Origin of the sequence: Streptomyces sp. NBC_00322, from assembly GCF_036147535.1 — a bacterium.
In the GTDB taxonomy this organism is placed as follows: Bacteria; Actinomycetota; Actinomycetes; order Streptomycetales; family Streptomycetaceae; genus Streptomyces.
Genome location: NZ_CP108019.1, coordinates 1060692 through 1080681, shown reverse-complemented (window position 1 = coordinate 1080681; position 19990 = coordinate 1060692). Strand labels below are relative to the sequence as shown.

General features: G+C 71.5%; 20 protein-coding genes. 10 read left to right on the top strand and 10 right to left on the bottom strand.

Annotated features, from left to right (window positions below):
* Positions 1-183 precede the first annotated feature (183 nt).
* Positions 184-1437, bottom strand: coding sequence for a GAF domain-containing protein (locus OG905_RS04915; protein ID WP_328666366.1), 1254 nt, complete (start codon positions 1435-1437; stop codon positions 184-186).
* Positions 1438-1600: 163 nt separating this feature from the next.
* Positions 1601-2947 carry an esterase-like activity of phytase family protein gene (locus OG905_RS04910; RefSeq protein WP_328666365.1) on the bottom strand — a complete coding sequence of 449 codons (1347 nt, stop codon included), beginning with the start codon at positions 2945-2947 and terminating at the stop codon, positions 1601-1603.
* A gap of 126 nt (positions 2948-3073) precedes the next feature.
* On the opposite strand from OG905_RS04910, the gene OG905_RS04905 reads away from it, so the two are divergent.
* Positions 3074-3334 carry a hypothetical protein gene (locus tag OG905_RS04905; RefSeq protein ID WP_328666364.1) on the top strand — a complete coding sequence of 87 codons (261 nt, stop codon included), beginning with the start codon at positions 3074-3076 and terminating at the stop codon, positions 3332-3334.
* A 3-nt stretch (positions 3335-3337) separates the two neighbouring features.
* On the opposite strand, the gene OG905_RS04900 is transcribed toward OG905_RS04905, so the two are convergent.
* Positions 3338-4639 carry an SWIM zinc finger family protein gene (locus OG905_RS04900; RefSeq protein WP_328666363.1) on the bottom strand — a complete coding sequence of 434 codons (1302 nt, stop codon included), beginning with the start codon at positions 4637-4639 and terminating at the stop codon, positions 3338-3340.
* Positions 4636-7545 (bottom strand): DEAD/DEAH box helicase, encoded by a 2910-nt coding sequence (locus OG905_RS04895; protein ID WP_328666362.1) that lies wholly within the window; start codon positions 7543-7545, stop codon positions 4636-4638. The genes OG905_RS04900 and OG905_RS04895 overlap by 4 nt, the downstream gene beginning before the upstream one ends.
* Positions 7546-7809: 264 nt before the next feature.
* Here OG905_RS04895 and OG905_RS04890 point away from each other — a divergent pair, with 264 nt between their 5' ends.
* The 3 genes from OG905_RS04890 to OG905_RS04880 all read left to right on the top strand — a co-directional run bounded on the left by OG905_RS04890 (position 7810) and on the right by OG905_RS04880 (position 9755).
* Positions 7810-8892 (top strand): fatty acid desaturase family protein, encoded by a 1083-nt coding sequence (locus OG905_RS04890; RefSeq protein WP_328666361.1) that lies wholly within the window; start codon positions 7810-7812, stop codon positions 8890-8892.
* Between the two features lie 69 nt (positions 8893-8961).
* Entirely contained in the window at positions 8962-9144 is a 183-nt protein-coding gene (locus OG905_RS04885; RefSeq protein WP_328666360.1) for a hypothetical protein, read from the top strand.
* Positions 9145-9212: 68 nt separating this feature from the next.
* Positions 9213-9755 (top strand): MOSC domain-containing protein, encoded by a 543-nt coding sequence (locus OG905_RS04880; protein ID WP_328666359.1) that lies wholly within the window; start codon positions 9213-9215, stop codon positions 9753-9755.
* 314 nt (positions 9756-10069) lie between these two features.
* Here OG905_RS04880 and OG905_RS04875 read toward each other — a convergent pair whose 3' ends face one another.
* The 4 genes from OG905_RS04875 to OG905_RS04860 all read right to left on the bottom strand — a co-directional run bounded on the left by OG905_RS04875 (position 10070) and on the right by OG905_RS04860 (position 12461).
* Positions 10070-10576, bottom strand: a complete 507-nt coding sequence (locus OG905_RS04875; RefSeq protein ID WP_328666358.1) for an SAM-dependent methyltransferase — start codon at positions 10574-10576, stop codon at positions 10070-10072.
* A gap of 48 nt (positions 10577-10624) precedes the next feature.
* Complete coding sequence (locus OG905_RS04870) at positions 10625-11425, bottom strand: hypothetical protein (protein WP_328666357.1); 801 nt, start codon at positions 11423-11425, stop codon at positions 10625-10627.
* A 115-nt stretch (positions 11426-11540) separates the two neighbouring features.
* On the bottom strand, positions 11541-11837 hold the full coding sequence (locus OG905_RS04865; protein ID WP_443043893.1) for a hypothetical protein: 297 nt from the start codon (positions 11835-11837) through the stop codon (positions 11541-11543).
* Positions 11838-11936: 99 nt separating this feature from the next.
* Entirely contained in the window at positions 11937-12461 is a 525-nt protein-coding gene (locus OG905_RS04860) for a PadR family transcriptional regulator (RefSeq protein ID WP_328666356.1), read from the bottom strand.
* 106 nt (positions 12462-12567) lie between these two features.
* On the opposite strand from OG905_RS04860, the gene OG905_RS04855 reads away from it, so the two are divergent.
* Positions 12568-13353, top strand: coding sequence for an alpha/beta fold hydrolase (locus OG905_RS04855; RefSeq protein ID WP_328666355.1), 786 nt, complete (start codon positions 12568-12570; stop codon positions 13351-13353).
* Here OG905_RS04855 and OG905_RS04850 read toward each other — a convergent pair.
* Positions 13344-13943: a class I SAM-dependent methyltransferase gene (locus OG905_RS04850; RefSeq protein ID WP_328682038.1), complete on the bottom strand. Its 600-nt coding sequence runs from the start codon at positions 13941-13943 to the stop codon at positions 13344-13346. The genes OG905_RS04855 and OG905_RS04850 overlap by 10 nt on opposite strands.
* Positions 13944-14094: 151 nt before the next feature.
* Here OG905_RS04850 and OG905_RS04845 point away from each other — a divergent pair, with 151 nt between their 5' ends.
* Genes OG905_RS04845 through OG905_RS04830 form a run of 4 tightly spaced genes read left to right on the top strand, consistent with a single transcriptional unit; the run spans position 14095 to position 18439 of the window.
* On the top strand, positions 14095-15009 hold the full coding sequence (locus tag OG905_RS04845) for an MHYT domain-containing protein (protein WP_328666354.1): 915 nt from the start codon (positions 14095-14097) through the stop codon (positions 15007-15009).
* Between the two features lie 48 nt (positions 15010-15057).
* Positions 15058-17550 carry a sensor histidine kinase gene (locus OG905_RS04840; RefSeq protein ID WP_328666353.1) on the top strand — a complete coding sequence of 831 codons (2493 nt, stop codon included), beginning with the start codon at positions 15058-15060 and terminating at the stop codon, positions 17548-17550.
* Complete coding sequence (locus OG905_RS04835) at positions 17547-17969, top strand: roadblock/LC7 domain-containing protein (protein ID WP_328666352.1); 423 nt, start codon at positions 17547-17549, stop codon at positions 17967-17969. Before OG905_RS04840 ends, OG905_RS04835 begins: the two co-directional genes overlap by 4 nt.
* A 35-nt stretch (positions 17970-18004) precedes the next feature.
* Positions 18005-18439, top strand: coding sequence for a DUF742 domain-containing protein (locus OG905_RS04830; protein ID WP_328682036.1), 435 nt, complete (start codon positions 18005-18007; stop codon positions 18437-18439).
* A 221-nt stretch (positions 18440-18660) separates the two neighbouring features.
* Here OG905_RS04830 and OG905_RS04825 read toward each other — a convergent pair whose 3' ends face one another.
* Positions 18661-19242, bottom strand: a complete 582-nt coding sequence (locus OG905_RS04825) for a GNAT family N-acetyltransferase (protein ID WP_328666351.1) — start codon at positions 19240-19242, stop codon at positions 18661-18663.
* Positions 19243-19306: 64 nt separating this feature from the next.
* On the opposite strand from OG905_RS04825, the gene OG905_RS04820 reads away from it, so the two are divergent.
* The gene (locus tag OG905_RS04820; protein WP_328666350.1) at positions 19307-19912 is read left to right on the top strand and encodes a GTP-binding protein; all 606 of its coding nucleotides are present in this window, start codon (positions 19307-19309) and stop codon (positions 19910-19912) included.
* Positions 19913-19990 lie beyond the last annotated feature (78 nt).

Here is a 19990-nt window from a genome sequence, read left to right as displayed (position 1 = left end):
AATCCTCCGGGTTCACATGGGCGGGCACCCGACACGGGCCCGGCCGGGACATGCCCTGTGGTGCTCCACCCATTGACAGTAAGGAGGTCGGCCCGTGTTCGCAGTGCGGGAACCGTCATCCGGTGGCGGAAGAACGCCGTCCAGATGTTCGAATGAAGTCTGTGGCGCGCCGGACGTCCGCGGTCACGACCTCTGCCAGGCGTCCAGCTCACGCACGCGCGCCAGCGCGGAGGGGCGCTGCGGCAGAGGGAGCGCGTCGGCGAGAGCCCGCCACACCACGAGATCGTCCTCGCCCCACGGGCTGTAGGCCCAGTCGGCCAGCAGCCCCGTATCGCCGCGTGCGACGAGCGCCGCCCGCAGCTGGTCCTCCAGACGCCGGCGCAGCCGCGCCACCGCTGGCGCCTGCGAGGCGGGCAGCAGCGGACCCGCGTACGCGCTCAGCGCCCCGGTCACCGCGCCCGACGCGAGACGCCGCGTCACCGTGCCGAAGTCGGCGTCGACACGGACCGCGAGCCGGTAGGGGCGCGAGCGCAGCAGTTCGGGGCCGAGCAGACCGCGCAGCCGGGACAGCTCTGCCCGCAGCGTGACGGGCGTGACCGACTCGTCCTCGTACAGCTCCACGAGAAGTTCGTCGCCGCCGATGCCCTCGGGGCGATGGGTCAGCAGGACCAGGATCTCGCTGTGCCGGCGGCTGAGGCGCAGCTTGCGCCCGCCGACCACGAGCAGTGCCTCGTCCCGTCCCAGCGCGGAGAGCTGCACACGCTCGGCGGTCGGCGCCGGGGCGAGCAGCGCGAGCTGTGACTCGGCGGCCCGCGCCACGGCGCCCACGAAGGCGAGGCTGTGCGGATGCGCCAGCCGGTCCCCGCCGGTGATGTCCACGGCGCCGAGCAGCCGTCCGGTGCCCGGATCGTGGATCGGGGCCGCCGCACACGTCCAGGCCTGGACGGGCCTGCGGAAGTGCTCGGCGGCGAAGACCTGCACGGGCCGGTCGAGGGTGATCGCGGTGCCGGGGGCGTTCGTCCCGGCGACCGCCTCGGCCCAGCGGGCACCCGGCACGAAGTTCATCAGGCCCGCCTTGCCGCGGGTGGCGGGCGGCCCTTCGACCCATAGCAGCCGCCCGTGCGCGTCGCAGACGGCGACCAGATGCTCGCCGTCCTGCGCGTAGGCGCCCGTCAGCTCCCTGACCAGGGACATCACCCGTGCCAGCGGATGGCCTTCGCGATACGCGGACAGCGCGTCGGCGTCCAGCTCGACGCCCGCCGTGCCGTCCGGGCTGACCTGGGCCCGCGCCGAGCGATGCCAGGAGTCGGCCACCACGGAACGCACCGGGCGCTCGACCCGCCCCGCCGTCACATACGCGTCGTACGCCCGCCGCAGCACGCCGATCCGCTCCGCCGGATCCGCGCCGGACTCAAGGGCCACCCATGCGTCGCTCAACTCGGCCTCCCGCGCCCATCGTGGCCCAGGCGCCGGGAGGCGACAAGCGTGCCCGCAGGTGTGCTTCCGGCAGCAGCCCACTGGCGGCCGAGCCTCCCCCGCGTGAGCGACTCATATCAACTGCCGTTGTCCGAACGACAGTTGATACGGCCGGCCCGGCTACTCAGCTGTGCAGGGGCTTCGACAGCCGTACGTACGTCACCGTCGTCTCGATGCCGCTGTCCACCAGGCGCCCCTGTGCGTCGAAGGCCTCCGGGCCGTCCGTCATGCCGAAGTCGTTGTCGTTGACGAGCGCGAGAGTGTCCCGGCCCAGCAGCACGACGCCTTCGACCTTGCCGGGCACGCCCGTGACCTTGGTGAAGTCGGCCACGAGGGTCTTGCGGAGCACTGGGATGCCCGCCGCCGACGGGGCCTCGATCTGCTCGTACGAGGGAGAGGTGGCGGGGTCGTCCCAGGCGCCGCCCAGGATGCCCGCGCCGTGCGGCAGGGTGACCCGGTGCAGCCGGGACGTCCTGTCGGTGCGCTCCTGGACCAGCAGGGTGTTGCGGCCGATCGCCACGACCGAGGAGATCTTGAGCTCCGAGGGGTCGTCCTCGCCCGGGTCGACGACGTCCACCGCGTCGAAGCGATAGGCGTACTCCGCCGTCACGGAGCACTTCCTGGGTGAGAAGCGCAGCAGTCGCGCATTGCGGGACTTCTCGCCGGCGGCCGTGTCCGGCAGGGACAGCGGGCTCTGCACAGCGAGCACCAGGTCGCCGCCCGGCAGCTGGGTCAGGCCCTCGAAGCCGCGGTTGGTCTTGCGCTTGAGCAGAATGCCCGGCAGCGACTCCACGACCGGATAGTCGGCGCCCGTGAGCTTCAGCCCCTCGGGCACATGACGGGCGAGGACCCTGCCGTGGGCGGAGACATGGACGAGCGAGGGGCCGTACTCGTCGGCCAGCCAGAAGGTGCCGTCCGCCGAGCGCACGATGCCCTCGGTGTCCAGACCGTTCGGGTCGTACGAGAGCGGGGTCTTCGCGTCGTACGTGTACGGGGCCTCGTCGCGCGAAGCCTGGTTCGGCAGCCCGGTGACCGGCTTGCCGGAGCGCGTCGTGATCGGGATCGCCCCTAGCACCTGCACGCGGTCGCCGGACACGCGGATCTTGACGATCGCCGGGTCGAAGCCGGGGACGGGGAAGGTGCGGCGCTTCTTGCCGTCCACCTTGATCTGCCCGTTGGGACCGCGGTCGGTCACCGTCCAGAACTCGCCCTTGCGGCCGGCCGGGAAGATGTCGCTGCCGATCCCACCGAGGTCGACCCCGCGGTCGTCGGCGACCGAACCGGGCAGCAGGGCGTTGCTGAAGTCGCCCAGCGGTATGTCCGCGAGGACCGCCGTCCCGGTGACCCGGGCAGTCGCCGGCCCGGTCCCGTCCTGCGCGCCGGTGGCGGTGCCGGCCACCGCGAACGCGGTCAGGGCGGCGAGCGGCACGGCAGCGACGACGGTGGTGCGCCTGACGGCACGACGGGACATGAGTCCTCCCAAGGACACGAGCGTTCGTACGGCAGTCGGGGCGAATGCCCGGGCAACTGCCGGTAAGACTGCGAGATCCCCGCGAACTCCCGGAATCCGTGGGGTGAATGGCGGGAGGGCTTCGCCGTGAGTGTGATGGCCCCGAAGATCCAGCGCGACGCGGGGATGGACGTGAGTGCCTTGTCCGCCTTCGTGGAGAAGGCGGACAAGGCCGCCGAGGGCGAACCGGTCGTGACGCCAGGCGGCAATGTCGCCACCGTCCGGCTCCCGGTGGCGGGCGGCGGCGACATCGCGCTGATCGTGAGCTTCGGTGAGGGCAGGAACAGCCTGGGCGCGGACAGGGCCGGAGAGATCGCGAAGGCGCTCGCGGGCCAGGCACGCGGTTGACTCTCAGGCCGCGTTGCCCTCGCTCTCGCTGGTGACCGTCGCCAGCGCCGCCGCCGGATCGTGGTCCGCCGATCCGGCCGGAGCCCAGCGGCCCCGCTCCTTGCGGTAGGGCCACCAGCGGCCGTCCCGCCCCAGGCGCAGCTGCGCATCGGCGCCGACCACCGTCCAGCGGCCCGGACCCGTTCCCCGCAGCTGCGGCCGGTCGCTCCCCTCCCAGGCCTCATCGAGCGCCGTCCGCGCCCGGGCGAGTGCATCGGGCTGCGGTGTCCACTCCTCTTCGAGCACCGCGAGCCCGGAGGCGCCGCCGAAGTGCCAGGCACGCACGGCCAGTTCCAGCTCGGCGCGCTGCCGGTCCGTGCCCGCGGCGAGGCGACCCGCGATCACCGGTCCGGGCGCGCCGGCCGCCAGTCGCACGGCATCCTGGTCCGGAGTCAACTCAGGCTCGACAGGCTGCTGTTGATAGCCTGCACCGCCGCGGCCCGACAGCGCGTCCGTGAGCATCCGGTGCGCCCGCGCCGCCGCGTCCGCCGCCAGGAACTCCAGCGCCGCGACGTCCAGGCCCGGCCCCGGAGGGTTCTCGGTGTCCAGGGCGGGCGGCAGCCCGGGCTCCTGCGGCAGCGGCGGGGGAGCGGGCAGCGCAGGCACGATGTCCCGCGCCGCGAAGGCCTCGTCGGCCCGCACCCCTGCCGGTCGCCGCTCGGCCTCCTGCTCCGGCGCCGTCGCGGACGCCCGCGCCGCACTGCGTATCTGCAACTCGTCGAGCAGACGGCGCTCCCCGCGTCCCCGCATCAGCAGCAGCACGAACGGATCCTGGTCGAGGAGCCGCGCCATCTGATAGCACAGGGCAGCTGTGTGCGGGCAGTGGTCCCAGGCTCCGCAGGTGCACTCGGGCTCCAGATCGCCGATCCCGGGCAGGAGTTCGACCCCGGCCGCCGCCGCGTCCTCCACCAGATGCGGCGGCATCTCCCGGTCCAGCAGCGCCGCGATATGACCCGCGCGGTCGACCGCCATGTCAAGGAAGCCGTCCCACTCGGCCCCGGTCAGCTCCTGCAGCAGCACATCGCTGCGCTGTGCGGTGCCGTCGTGGTCCCGTACGACGGCGGTGATCCGCCCGGGACGCACTGACACCGCCCCGACCGCACCCTCGCGCGCGTGCCTGCGGCCCTTCTTCAGCTGCCCGCCGTCAAGTGCCGTGTCCTCCAGCGCCTTCAGCCAGGCTTGACCCCACCAGCTCGCGGCGAAGCCACGGCCGCGCGCGGGCGGCAGCGCCGCGAAGGTCCGCTCGCTCTCGTCGGTTCCGCTCATCGTCCGCCCCCTCGCAGCTCCACCAGATCCGCCAGCTCGGCGTCGGTCAGTTCCGTCAGCGCCCCCTCGCCCGAGCCGAGTACCGCGTCCGCCAGTTCCCGTTTGCGCGCCAGCATGTCCGCGATCCGGTCCTCGATGGTTCCCTCGGCGATCAGGCGGTGGACCTGGACGGGACGGTCCTGGCCGATGCGGTACGCGCGGTCGGTGGCCTGCGCCTCGACTGCCGGATTCCACCAGCGGTCGTAGTGCACGACATGCTCGGCCCGGGTGAGATTCAGCCCGGTGCCCGCCGCCTTCAACGACAGCAGGAAGACCGGGACTTCGCCGTCCTGGAAGCGACTGACCATCGCTTCACGTTCTGCGATCGGCGTGCCGCCGTGCAGGAACTGGGTGCGCACACCTCGTGCCGCCAGATGCTGTTCCAGCAGCCGCGCCATCTGCACGTACTGCGTGAAGACCAGTACGCTCGCGTCCTCGGCCAGGATTGTGTCGAGCAGCTCGTCGAGCAGCTCCAGCTTTCCCGAGCGGTCCGGGATACGTGGTCGCTCCTCCTTCAGATATTGCGCCGGGTGGTTGCAGATCTGCTTGAGCGCGGTGAGCAGCTTCACCACCAGACCGCGCCGCTCCATGCCGCCCGCCTCCGAAATCGCGGCGAGCGTCTCCCGCACCACCGCCTCGTACAGACCGGCCTGCTCTTTGGTGAGCGACACCGCCCGGTCGGTCTCGGTCTTGGGCGGCAGCTCGGGTGCGATGCCCGGGTCGGACTTGCGTCTGCGCAGGAGGAACGGCCTGACCAGCGCTGCCAGTCGGCGGGCCGCGGCCGGATCGTTGCCGCCCTCCACGGCGTGCGCGTAGCGCGTGCGGAAGGTGCCGAGCCGGCCGAGCAGCCCGGGTGTGGTCCAGTCGAGGATCGCCCACAGCTCGGAGAGGTTGTTCTCCACGGGCGTGCCGCTGAGCGCGACCCGCGCCTTCGCCCCGATGGTGCGCAGTTGTCTGGCGGTTGTGGAGTACGGGTTCTTGACGTGCTGCGCCTCGTCGGCGACGACCATGCCCCAGGCGACCTGGCCGAGCTTCGCGGCGTCCAGCCGCATCGTGCCGTACGTCGTGAGGACGAACTGCCCGTCGGCGAGGGAGTCGAGAGCGCGCGTGGAGCCATGGAAGCGGCGCACGGGAGTGCCGGGCGCGAACCTCTCGATCTCGCGCTGCCAGTTGCCCATCAGGGACGTGGGGCAGACGACCAGGGTGGGGCCGGCGGCCGATGCGTGGCTCTGGCGGTGCAGATGGAGTGCGATGAGCGTGATGGTCTTGCCCAGGCCCATGTCGTCGGCGAGACAGCCACCGAGACCGAGTGATGTCATCCGGTTCAGCCAGTTGAGCCCGCGCAGCTGGTAGTCGCGCAGCGTCGCGACGAGCGCCTCCGGCTGGCCGATCTCCTGCTCGCCGCCCTCGGGGTCGGCGAGCCGGTCGCGCAGTCGCTCCAGCCAACCCGACGCCTGGACGTCGACGCGGCGGCCGTCGACCTCGGTGGATCCGGTCAGTACGGCGCCGAGCGCGTCGACGGGAGTCAGCTTGCGGTCGCGGCTCTCGCGGGCGCGCCTGGCCTCCTCCGGGTCGATGAGCACCCACTGGTCACGCAGTCGTACGACGGGGCGGCCGGATTCGGCCAGCTGGTCGAGCTCGGCGGGTGTGAGCCGCTGATCGCCCAGCGCGAACCGCCAGTTGAAAGCGAGCAGGGCGTCGGCGGACAGGAAGGAGGGCAGCCCCGACTCGTCCTTCCTCGGGCCTTCGGAATCCTCCTCCTCGTCGGCCGGGCCGATCACGGCCCGCGCGGTCAGCTTGCGTGTCATCTCCTTGGGCCAGTGCACCTGGACGCCGGTCGTCGCCAGCGACCTGGCCGCCTCACCCAGCAGCTCGGTGACCTCCTCGTCGGCGAGCTCGATCGCGTCCGGCACGGCGGCATGGAGCAGCGGCATGAGCGGTGCCCAGGCGCGGGCGGCGCGGCGCAGCGCCAGCAGGGCGTCCATCCGGGCGCGCGGCCCGAAGGCTCCGCCGGCCCGGCCCGCCCACACCCCGGCGGCATCCGCGACGAGCGCCGGGTCGCTGACGCTGTGCATCTGCAGGACGGCGCGGAAGGCCGGTCCTTCACCCTCGGCCTCTTCCAGGCCCGGCAGTTCGATACGCAGGGAGAGTCGTACGCCGGCGTCATGGCCGGCGGCGACGTCCGCCGCCCAGGCGCGCCGGCCGGGCAGTCGCTGCGGCTCGTGCGCGGCGAAGGCCGGGCCACCGGCGGCGATGGGGGCCGCGGGCGTGCGGGGCAGCCCGTCCGCGACCGCGTCGAGGAACCCGCGCAGCAGGCGCTCGGGTTCGGGCAGCAGCAGGGGATCGGCAGCGGCATCGAGCGGCACGGCGTGGGCGGCGGGCGGCATCGAGGCCGCGAGCGTACGTACCCGCTCGAGATCCTGCGGGCTCAGCGGCCCGACCCGCCACGCGTCGTGATCGGTGGCGCTCAGCCCCGGCAACAGCAGCCCGCGCGCGGCGAGTTGCAGCGCGAGGATCGTCGCCGCACCCCAGAAGGCGGCCGCCGCGGAGGCGTCCGCGTCGGCCCGCGCCCTGGTGAGGACCGGCAGTGCCTCTCGTACGGGCAGCAGCAACGCCCGTACGGACCGCGGGTGGACGTCGTCACCGACCACGGTCAGCGCCTTGACGGTGCCCGGCGCGGCGGGGAGTTCGTCGCCGTCGAGAGGGGTGGCGGGATCGACGGCGGGGCGGAAGAAGGCGACGCGTCCGGTGCGGGCGGGGTCCCCGGGCACGAAGACCGCTGAGCAGCGGACGAGTTGGGTGAGATCGGCGGGGGCACGTCGGGGTTCGGGGACGGGGGAGGGCGTTGCCGCAACAGGCTTGTGCACAGCGATGACGCATTCCTCAAATTTGACTACTGCGGGACCGGAGCCGCCGAGGGTACTCCACGCCGCATCCGGGCGGAGGCGGTTGAGCCGTGACGCAGCTCACTTCGACCCGTCGGGGTGTAGTCAGCACCACCCCGGGCCAGGGGCTGGCCCCAGACCGGTCCGGGTGGTGACGTCATCGTCGCGAACTCCCACGTGAACGTACGTTTGGTCAGGTCAGCGCAGAAGCGCATCAGCTCACGGCCTACAGACCGGAGACCGCCCATGCCCCAGGCCACCGCCACCCTTGCGCCGCCGCCTACCCCTGTCGAGGGAGCACGGCGGGGTTCCGGGAGCGAATTCGCGCCACTCCTGCGGACCGTCAAGGAGGCGGGCCTGCTGGAGCGCCGCACCGGCTGGTACGCCCGCGGCATCACCCTGAATCTGCTCGGCCTCGCCGCCGTGATCACCGGCATGGCACTCATCGGCGGTTCCTGGTGGGTCCTGCTGCTCGCGGCTCCGCTCGCCGTCATGTCCTCCCGTACCGCTTTCTTCGGTCACGACGCAGGACACGCACAGATATCCGGCGATCGCCGTACGGGCCGGATCATCCAGCTCATCCACGCCAATCTGCTGCTCGGCATGAGCCAGGAATGGTGGAACGACAAGCACAACCGCCACCACGCCAACCCCAATCACATGGACAAGGACCCGGACGTCGCCGCCGACATCCTCGTCTTCACACAGAAGCAGGCCAAGGGCCGCGCAGGGTTCCGCGGCTGGCTCACCCGCCACCAGGCCTGGCTGTTCTTCCCGCTGACCACCCTCGAAGGAATCGCCCTCAAGATCTACGGATTCCGGGCCGTCTTCTCCAAGGACGCCGGCGCCCGCCAGTCCAGGGGTGAGCGCGCTGTCGAGGGCCTGCTGCTCCTCGCCCACGTCACCGCGTACGCCACCCTGCTCCTCACCACCATGCCGCTCGGCCACGCCGTGGTCTTCGCGCTCCTCCATCAGATGCTGCTCGGCCTCCACCTGGGCCTGGCCTTCGCGCCCAACCACAAGGGCATGGAGATGCCGGACGAGGAGAGCGGCGAGCGCTGGGGTCATCTGCGCCGGCAGGTCCTGACCTCCAGGAACATCCGCGGCAACCCGGTCACCGACTGGTTCCTGGGCGGGCTCAACTATCAGATCGAGCACCATCTCTTCCCGAGCATGCCGCGCCCGAACCTGAGGCCGGCACAGCCGCTGGTGCGCGCCCACTGCCGCTCGCTCGGTGTCAGCTACACCGAGACCGGGCTCGTCGATTCGTACCGGCAGGCACTGAGCCATATGCACGAGGTCGGCGAACCGCTGCGCGCCGACGCATAGTGGAACCGTGGGACGTGCGCGCACGTTCTCACAGCAGGAGCGGCCAAGGCCGCGAATGGAGGCGTCGAGATGTCGACACGTACAAAGCTCGTCATAGGGGGAGTGGCCGTAGGCCTGCTCCTGATGCCATTGATCGGATTCTGGCTGTCGCTCCTCGTGGTGATCGGAGTCCCCGCGGTGGCGTATTTCATGCTCGACCCCAGCCAGCGCCGCAGGCTGCGCCGGGCCTCCCGCAAGGAGATCGGCCGCTGACCCGGGCTTCTCGACCGTGCCGGTAGGGTCGAAGACGATCACCGGCACGGAAGAGGGGACTCCGCGCGATGGGCGGAACGGTCACAACGGTCAGCAGCAATGGGGAGTACTCCTTCACGAAGCCGAACCGCGAGAGCATCACGCTGCTCGCCGGACTCGGCGTGCTGGGCGACGTGCACGCGGGGGTGACCGTCAAGCACCGCTCCCGGATCGCGCAGGATCCGACCCAGCCGAATCTCCGCCAGGTCCACCTGATCCATGAGGAGCTCTTCAGGGAGGTGGCGGAGGCCGGTTTCGATGTCGCCCCGGGCGATCTCGGTGAGAACATCACCACGACCGGAATCGACCTGCTCGCTCTGCCCACTGGCACCGTGCTGCGACTGGGCGAAGAAGCGGAAGTGGAGATCACCGGACTGCGCAACCCGTGCCTGCAGATCGACGCCTTCCAGGACGGCCTGCTCAAGCAGGTCGTCGGCAGGGACGAGCAGGGCAACATCGTGCACAGGGCCGGAATCATGAGCATCGTCAGGACCGGCGGAGTCGTCATGCCCGGCGATGCGATAGCGGTCGAGCTGCCGGACGGGCCGCACACGCCGCTCGAACGGGTCTAGGGCCTGTCGTTTGGATCTTGCCGGGTTCGCGTGCCCTGGCACGCTCCCCCACAGCCTTCGGCGTGGGAGGGGCCCCCACCCCCGTAGCCCTTCGGGCACGGGAGGTGCCCCCATGCTGCGTTGCGTCAGTCGCCGACGCTCCGCGTCGGCTCTCCCCCTGCCTTCGGCGGGGGACCCCCATCCTCCGGCCTGCGATCGCACGCACCAGACCCCGCTCACTGATCCGGCCTGATCCAAACGACAGGCCCTAGGGGTGTCCGGTCGGGTTCAGGCGCGCACGGTCCGCGGACAGTGCTGCTCTTGGCCCGGCGCCGTCAGTAGTAGTCGCGCATCAGCTCGACCGACCAGCTCGGCTGCAGCGTTTCGCCGATCGGACCGAACTCCGCCATATACGGCTTGATGTCGAGGACCGGCGTGCCGTCCACCGCGTCGAGCCCGGTCACATGGATGTCGAGCCCGTCGACCTTCACCAGCCGGCAGCGAGAAACCCCCAGCCGATTGGGACGGTTCTTGCCGCGCTGCGCGAAGATCCCCACCAGCGGCCAGTCCGTGTTGCCGCGCGGGTGACGAGCGCCCGTCTGGATCTTCTCCGGTGCCACCCGGTCGAAGTGGTACACGATCTCCAGATGCGAGAAGTCCTCGAGCCCGAAGAGCGCCTCGGGCCCGAACCGGGTGCCGTCCAGCCGGATCACCGCGCTCTCCGGACCCCAGTCGTCGTCCTCGACCACGCTACGGCCGCCGACGACCCGGCCGACCGGGCGGCACTCGACCAGCCCGTCCTGACGGTCCACGCCGTGTTCCTCAACCGCACTGTCCGGCATGCCGGTTCCTCCCCGTAACCTGCTGTGCGTCCGCGCTCCCGCCGATCCTCAGGCCGGTCGCACGGCCATTTTGTCGAGCGCCTCCAGCAGCGCGGGCAGCCTGGCCCCGCGCCCCACCGGAATCACCTCGCACGGCTCCTCGTCCAGCAGGACGAAGGCTATGTCGTCGGTTCTGGCGACCATGGACCAGCCGGGACCGTCGGCGCGCAGCGTGCGCGCCCCGCCGGGCGCGAAGCTGGAGCGGACCCGCCCGACCGGCGGGGCGGATTCCACATAGCCCCGGGCCTCTTCCAGCGCCCGCTGCACGCCCTGGTGCCGCTCCTTCGGCGCGTTCTCGGGCGTGTCCGGCGAGGACAGGTCCGCGTCGTCGATCTGCTGGCGCCACTCCGTCCACTGGAGCGCGATCTCGTCCGCCCCCAGTCGGCGCTGAGCGGGCCCCCACGCACCGGTGTCGGGCGGTGTCAGCGGCGCCGGATCGCCCTCTTCGGGCTCCGGATCGTGCGGCTCGGGCACGCCGGGCGCGGCGACCGCGACGGCCAGCGGCCAGCCGGGCAGCGCCGAGACCACCGAGCGCTCGCCGGGGGACAGGTCGTATTCCATGCCGCAGTCCCAGGAGGCGATCGCGACGGCGACGAGCGAGACGTCGTCGACCACGACCGTCCATCGGGCGCCGCCGGAGTCCTGGCCCAGCACCAGCCCGTACCCCCCGGCGTACGGCCCGAGGCCCAGCGCCGCGCACGCGGCGGGGAAGTCGTCGCCGAGCACGCTCGGGTACTGCGCAGGCGTCAGAAGCAGCGCGGTCAGCACATACAGCGCGTCCTCGTCGACGGCGTCGTCCGTCCCGGCCACGTCACCCTCCCCATCCGATCGTTCGTCGGCGCACCTTAACCAGTGGGTAACCCGGCCGTCGAGGGTTGGCGTACGGAAAGTGGTCCGCCCCTTTCATCAGCGGCCCCGGCCTGCCTCACGCGGCGGGCAGGCCCAGCAGACTGCGGGCCACCGTCTGCGGCGACTCGTCCCGCTCGCGGGCGAGGGCGATGACCGCCCGGCAGGCCAGCTCGTTGACCCCGAAGGACAGCGCCTCGGGGGACACCCAGGTCACCGCCTCGTCAATCTGGTCCTGATCGTCCTCCGCGCACCCCGACACATAGACGGCCGCGGCCTCGAAGATGTTGTGCTGCCGCGCCGGGGGCCGGGCTGTCGGCACCTCCTCGGGGCGGTGTGCGAGGAACTTGCGGAGTCTGCGGAGTCTGTCGAACACCCGGACCACCTTCCCCAGGGCGGCGGCCGCCGCCGATCTTTCAAGTTTCGCATCCTTGTGCGGAGTTGGAACTGGTGCAGTGGAGAGAGGAACGGCGCGCTACCTGTCGAGGGCGCGGATCGTGGTGTGCAGCCACTTCAGCTCCGCCTCGCTGGTGGCGCGCGCGATGGTGAGGATGCCGCGGCGGAAGGGGTCGTCCAACTCCTCGGCCCGCAGCGGCCGATCGCCCTCGTAGAAGAAGCTGGCGGGCTCCTCGAGGAAGGCCAGCCGCCGCCGCAGGACGACCGTCTGTGCCTTCGCGTCCTCAAGGTGCCGCAGGAAGGCGAGGAGGGTGAACCACCGGTTCTCGTCGGTGATGTCGCCCTGCGGGGGCTCCGCGAGACGGCGCAGCAGTTCGCGTCGCCCCTCGTCGGTGAGGCTGAGGACATGGCGGGGTGCGGCGCCCGACCCCGGCTGTGTCTCGCGCGCCAACAGGCCCGCTTTTTCGAGCCGCTTGATCGCGGGATACAGGGTGCTCTCGGCGACCGGCCGCACGTGCCCGGTCAGAGCGGTGATGCGTTTGCGCAGTTCGTAGCCGTGCAGCGGGGCGTCATGGAGGAATCCGAGGATCGCGAGCTCGAGCATGCCCGCATTCTGCCGCATCAGCGGTGTACATCGGACTCGCAATACATCGTCTCCGATGTATGCTGCGGGCGAAGGTACGGACTTCGACAAGCAGGGGAGAGCGACCGTGCGACAGGCCGGATTCGACTCGAGGGGCAGCCTCATTCGCTGGACCGAAGCGGCTGGGGACGGTCCGCCGAGGGTGTACGTACACGGGCTCGGCGCGGCCTCGGCGGCGTACCACGCGCATATCGCGGCAAGCCCCGAACTGGCGGGACGCCGCTCGCTCTTCGTCGACCTGCCCGGTCACGGACTCAGTGACCGGCCCGCCGACTTCGGCTACTCGCTGGAGGACCATGCGGCCGCGCTCGCCGCCGTGCTCGACACTGCCGAGGTCCGCGACGCCGAGATCGTCGGGCACAGCATGGGCGGATCGGTCGCCATCGTGCTGGCGTACCGCCGCCCGGAGCTGGTGTCACGGCTCGTCGTCACGGAGGCCAACCTCGACCCCACCCCGCCGCCGAAGCCCGGAAGCAGCGGGATCGCCACCTACGGCGAGGAGGAGTTCGTCGACGGCGACGGCTTCGCGCGCGTGCTGGAGCGGGTCGGCCCGGCCTGGGCGGCGACCATGCGCCTGGCGGACCCGCTCGCTCTGCACCGCAGCGCGGCCGGCCTGTTCCGCGGCACACGGCCCACGATGCGCCGGATGCTCATGGAACTTCCCGCCGAGCGCACCTATTTGCAGGGCGCGAAGAGTGGTGAACTCGCCGGGAGTGAGGAGCTGATGGCCTCGGGCGTACGGGTGGTGACGGTCCCGGACGCCGGTCACAACGTCATGTTCGACAACCCTGCCGCTTTCGTACGGGCTGTCGCGGCGGCTCGGTCCTCGCGTGTCGCGGCGGGTCAGTCCTGACGGGCCGCCAGCGCGAGGAAGCGGGCGTCCTCGTCGACGTAGGAGATCATCCGCCAGCCCGAACCGGCCAGCAGGGGACGGAGATTGGGCTCGGCGCGCAGATCGTCCTCGGTGATCTGCCTGCCCTGGCGGGCGGCGAGGGCCGCGCGGCCGATGGGATGGAAGAGGGCCAGCTTTCCGCCCGGCCGGACCACCCGCGCCAACTCCCGTAGATTCAGTTCTGGTTGGGGCAGATGGGCGATCAGGCCCGCGGCGAACACTGCGTCGAGGGACTCGGTGCGCAGCGGCAGCCGGGCGACATCGGCGAGCAGCAGCTGCCCGCTGGACCCGCGCCCGGCCCGCAGGGCCGCGTCCAGCATCGCGGGCGTCAGGTCCGCACCGATCACCGTCCCCCGCGGTCCCACGGCGGAGCGCAGGGGCGGCAGGGCGCGCCCCGTGCCGCAGCCCGCGTCGAGCACGGCGTCGCCGGGGTGCAGAGCGAGCTCGGCGACGGCGGCGGCGTAGGCCGGGCCGTCGTCGGGGAAGCGAGCGTCCCAGTCCGCGGCGCGGGCGCCGAAGAATTCCTGCACATGTGTGTGGTCGTCGGCCATGAGGACATGATCCCCCATCGCCTCGGACGACCGTTCGGTGCGCACGTTCGAGCGCGGCACGATCGTTCTGAAACGTCTCTCTGTCATATTCCATCAGCTTTCGAAATGCGCCCCCAGCGCACGCCCCCCGCGGGTCTAGCGTCCCTGAGCCATGGGACACCTGGACCACGCCGCCTTCGGCCTGCTGACCCCCGTGCTGTCGTACGCGATGGCCGTCATCGGCGCCGCCCTCGGGCTGCGCTGCACCGTGCGCGCGCTCGACGCGAGCGGCCGCTCCCGCCGCAACTGGCTGTTCACCGCAGCGTCGTCGATCGGCACCGGCATCTGGACGATGCACTTCGTCGCGATGCTCGGCTTCGCCGTGCGCGGCACCGACATCCGCTACAACGTGCCGCTGACCATCCTCAGCCTGCTCGTCGCGATGCTCGTCGTCGGCGCCGGAGTGTTCTGCGTCGGCTTCGGCCGCGACCGGGGCCGCGCGCTGCTGGTCGGCGGGCTCACCACCGGGCTCGGCGTGGCCAGCATGCACTATCTCGGCATGGCGGCCCTGCGGCTGCACGGCTCGGTGCACTACGACCCGCTGCTCGTCGTGCTCTCCGTGGTCATCGCCGTCGTCGCCGCCACCGCGGCCCTGTGGGCGGCGCTCAACATCAAGTCTCCGGTCGCCGTCGCTGTCGCTTCGCTCGTCATGGGCGCCGCGGTCAGCAGCATGCACTACACCGGAATGCTCGCGGTGGGCGTGCGGGTCGTGCCTTCCGGCGGCGAACTGCCCGGGGCCAGGGCGATGCAGTTCATCTTCCCCCTCGCCGTCGGCCTCGGGTCGTACCTCTTCGTCACCTCGGCGTTCGTCGCGCTCTCACCGACGGCACGCGAGCGCGCGGCCTACACCTCGGCCGAGCGGCCGACCGGAGCCGCGCAGGCCGATGACGGCGAGGCCACCCGGTCCGCCACCGGGTCCGGGTCGGGTTCCGGGTCCGGGTCGGGGTCGGGCTCCGGGTCGGGCACCGGGGCCGGCTCGGCTTCCGCCGTGCCCGGGGCCGCGAACACCACCACCGCGACCGCCTAGCCGGCCCGGCCGCCGCACCCCCAGCCCCGTAACCGGAACGAGGAGGCCATGCGCACACCCCCGAGGATCCCGGGCGACGGCCCGCCGCCGCCCCCGCTGCCACCGGCGTCGCCCGCCCGCGGACGACGGGCGCACGCAGGGCCGCCCGCGGTCGAACACACCGGGCAGGAGCCGCAGGACATACCGGTGCCCCCGCGAGTCGCACGCGGAGGACGGCTCCCGCGCCCCAGAACCGTACGCGCGAAGATCATCTCCCTGCTGATGGTGCCCGTCGTGTCGCTGCTGGCCCTGTGGGGACTCGCCACGGTCAGCACCGCCCAGGAGGTCTCGCGGCTGCGCCAGTTGCAGAGCGTCGACACCCAGGTCCGCGAACCGGTCAGCGCCGCCGTCGCCGCTCTGCAGGCCGAACGGCGCGCGGCCGTACGGCAGATCGCAGCCCCCTCCGACGAGCGTGCCGCCGCACTCCAGCAGGAGGCCCGGCGCACCGACGACGCCCTGCGCAGGCTGCGTATCGACGACACAGCGACTGTCGCGGCGGGCGGCGGTATCCCGGCGAGAGCGGCGGGACGGCTCGACCAGTTCGTCGCGCGCGCCGAGAAGCTGCGTACGCTGCGCAGCGCCGTACTCGGCCGCACGGCCACCTGGGACGCCACCTATGAGCAGTACACCGCGGCCGTCAGCTCCGCCTTCGGCGTCACCGGAGCACTCACCGGCATCCAGGACGCGAGGCCCGGATCCGATGCCCGTGTCCTGCTGGAGTTCGCCCGGGCGGGCGAGATGCTCGCCCGTGAGGACGCGCTGCTGGGCTCGGCGCAGCTCAGCAAGTCCCTTGCCGCGGAGCGCATGCGGCTGTTCACCGGCGCCGTCTCGACCCGTAGAAGCCTCACCGAATCGACCGTCGCCGATCTGCGCGGCCCCGAGGGCACCGCCTGGCGAGACCTCGCCGCCCAGAGTTCCTACCGGCAGCTGGAAGCGGCCGAGGACAAGGTCCTTGTAGCCCCCGCCGGCCGCCAGGCCGCACAGATCGTCCCGGCCGAAGCCTGGGACAAGGCCCGCGCAGCCGTCGGCGACGGTATGCGCGCCATCGAGGACGGCGCCCGAAGCAGCGCGGCCGACCGGGCCGATCCCGTCGCGCGCGGCCTGCTGACCCCGTCCGGCGCGGCCGTACTCCTCGGACTCGCCGCCGTCGCCGCCTCGCTGGTCATCTCCGTACGCATCGGCCGCGGCCTCGTCGTCGAACTGATCAGCCTCCGCAACAGCGCACTCAAGATCGCCCGGCACCGGCTGCCGCAGGCCATGCGCAGGCTGCGTACCGGCGGGGAGATCGACATCCAGGCCGAGGCACCGCCGGGACCGCCCGCCGAGGACGAGATCGGCCAGGTCGGCGAGGCGCTCGGAACCGTCCATCGCGCCGCCCTGAGCGCCGCCGTCGAACGCGCCGAACTCGCCGGAAGCATCTCCGGAGTGTTCGTCAACCTCGCCCGCCGCAGCCAGATCCTGGTCCACCGCCAGCTCACCCTGCTGGACACCATGGAGCGCCGCGCCGACGACCCCAACGAACTCGGGGACCTGTTCCGGCTCGACCACCTCACCACCCGTATGCGGCGGCATGCCGAAAGCCTGATCATTCTGTCCGGCTCGGCGCCCGGACGTGCCTGGCGCATGCCCGTCCCGTTGACCAGCGTCGTTCGGGCCGCCGTCTCGGAAATCGAGGACTACGCGCGCGTGGAGGTGCGCCAGCTCCCGGAGACCGCCGTCGTCGGCGCCGCCGTCGCGGACGTCACGCATCTGCTGGCCGAACTGGTCGAGAACGCGGCCCAGTTCTCCCCGCCGCACACCAAGGTGCGCGTCAACGGCGAGCCCGTGGGCAACGGTTACGTCCTGGAGATCGAGGACCGCGGCCTGGGCATGGGCAAGGACGCGCTCGCCGAAGCGAACCGCAGACTGGAGGAGTCCGAAGCGCTCGATCTCTTCGACAGCGACCGGCTCGGCCTCTTCGTCGTCAGCCGGCTCGCGTCGCGCCGCGAGATCAGGGTCCATTTGCGCCCCTCGCCGTACGGCGGCACGACGGCCGTTGTGCTGCTGCCCACCGCGCTGCTGCAGAGTGCGCTGTCCGCCCCGCTCGGCTCCCGCCGTGCCCCGGAGCGGGACGACGAGGACCCGGCCGAGCGGCCCGGGCGGCGACCGCGTACGGACAGCACCCCCGTCCCGCCGCCGGCCCCCCGCCCCGCACTCGTCTCCCAGGCCGAGATCCCGACCCCGCCGCCCGGCGTCACCGCCCTGCGCCTGCGCGCAGCCCCGCAGCAGTCCGGCGACGGCGAACTCCCGCGCCGGATCAGGCAGGCGCACCTCGTCCCACAGCTGCGCGAAGAGCCCAAGGCCAACGAGCCGGAGGAGAGCGGGGCAAGAACCGAGGACACCCCGGAACGCACCCCCGAACAGGTACGGGACCGCATGACGGCGTACCGCAACGGCTGGACCCGGGGCGGCGGTGCCGCACCCGGCACGGCAGCCCGCGGCAGCGAAGGAGACAGAGCATGACCGAGTACGAGTCGGCCGTAGCCCGCCCCACCACCGGCGACCTCGACTGGCTGCTGGACGACCTTGTCCTGCGCGTCCGTGAAGTCCGCCATGCGGTCGTGCTGTCCAACGACGGCCTGCCGGTCGGCGCGTCGACCGCGCTGACCCGAGAGGACGCCGAGCATCTGGCGGCCGTCGCCTCCGGATTCCACAGCCTCGCGAAGGGAGCGGGTCGTCACTTCCACGCCGGGGGTGTGCGCCAGACGATGGTCGAAATGGACGACGGCTTCCTCTTCGTGGCGGCCGCGGGTGACGGGTCCTGTCTGGCCGTCCTCACCTCCGTCGTCGCCGACATCGGCCTGATCGCCTACGAGATGGCCCGCCTGGTCAAACGTGTCGGCGAACATCTGCGGACCCCGCCGCGGATCCCCGCGACGTGAGTGCCATGACAGAGGCGAGAGGCAGCGGCGACGCGATGGGCGCGGCCGGTGCATGGGGGGCCGCCGACGCGCAGGGGACAGCCGGCAGCGCCGCCGGCCAGTGGTACGACGACGACGCCGGTCCGCTCGTGCGTCCGTACGCGATGACGGGCGGGCGGACCAAGCCGGGCCCCAGCAATGTGCGGTTCGACCTCATCGCGCTCGTCGACATCGCCGCCGACGCGCCCGGCCCGGCCGAGGAGTCCCTTCTCGGGCCCGAACACCGGGCGCTGCTCACCCTCTGCCGCTGCGAGACCCAGTCCGTCGCGGAACTCGCAGCCGACGCCGATCTGCCGGTCGGCGTCGTACGGGTCCTTCTCGGCGATCTGCTCGAAGCGGGATTCGTGCGGGTCAGTCGCCCCGTACCACCGGCTCAACTGCCCGACGAGAAGATCCTCAGGGAGGTGATCGAGGGGCTGAGGGCCCTTTAGGTCCTGTCCGGCCGATCTTGCCGGGCTGATCGACCGGACAGGACCTAGGGCGTGTTTTAGAAGTAGCGCCGTCCGCCCGCAGGGCGGGCCCCGCGGCGTCTGGTGCGTGCAATCGCAAGGCGGAGGATCGTCCTCGTACTGGACGTACTTGGGCGACTCCGACAACACCGCGAGTGTGCGTGCCAGGCGTCGCGGGGCAGGCGCGACTTCTAAAACACGCCCTAGGGGGTGCCCCCCTGAACCCCGGTACTCCGTTCCCAGTCGGCCCTGGTCAGGGCGTATTCGACATCGCCGAGCTCGGAGCCTTCGATGGGCTCCGGCCACTCCTCGAAGAAGGTCCGGACATAGCTCAGCCCCGCGTTTTCCATCACCCGCCGCGAACGGGCGTTGGCCGTCATGGTGTTCGCGGTCACCCGCTCCACGCCGAAGTCCGTGAAGCCCTTGCGGACCAGTGCGATCGCGCCCTCCGTCGCATAGCCGCGGCCCCACGCGGCCCGGTTCAGGCGGTATCCGAGTTCGGCCTCCGCAGCGCTGTGGTCGTCCAGCGGCTTCAGTTCGAACCAGCCCAGAAATTGATGCGTGGACCGCTCTTCTGCCGCCCAGAAGCCCCGATTGCCGAGGCACGGATAGTGATGGAGAAAGCGCGGCAGCGACTCGGCCAGCACCGCCTCCCGGGTGGTCGGCCGGCCTCCGTTGATGAAACGCATGACCTCGGGGTCGTTGTCGAGGTCGAGCAGACGGTCCACATCGGCCTCGCCGAGAGCGCGAAGCGCCAGACGGCCGGTCTCCAGGAAGTAGGGCATGCCCCGATCCTCGACGCACCCCGCACCACCCGCCAGCGAATATCACTCCCGAGAGAAGTTACCGATGGCCTCCGAGAGCTCTCACACCACCGGTGGGGATACCACCGCCCTCGCGCTGAAAATCCTCGTCGCCGGCGGATTCGGCGTCGGCAAGACCACCCTGGTCGGCGCGGTCAGTGAAATCCGGCCCCTGCGTACTGAGGAACAGCTCAGTCAGGCGGGCAGTACGGTCGACGACACCGGGGGAGTCGACCAGAAGTCCACGACGACCGTCGCCATGGACTTCGGACGCATCACCATCCACTCGGGTCTGTCCCTCTATCTCTTCGGGACCCCCGGCCAGGACCGCTTCTGGTTCCTGTGGGACGAGCTTTCGCAAGGTGCCCTGGGCGCGGTGGTCCTCGCCGACACCCGGCGCCTTGTGGACTGCTTTCCCGCTGTCGACTACTTCGAGCACCGCAGGATTCCCTTCGTCGTCGCGGTCAACTGTTTCGCCGGGGCCCGCACCTACGGGGCGCACGAAGTCTCGCGCGCCCTCGATCTCGAACGTGGGACACCGGTGGTGCTGTGCGACGCGAGAGACCGCGACTCCGGAAAAGAGGTGCTCGTACGCCTGGTCGAATATGCCGGTCGAATGCACACCGCGCGGCTGCTCGATTCGGTCGGCTAGGCGCACCTTGCCGAGTCGTCGTGTGTACGAAAGGCTTACGGCAACGCGGGGCCACGGGGAACGTATGAGCGGGGAGGA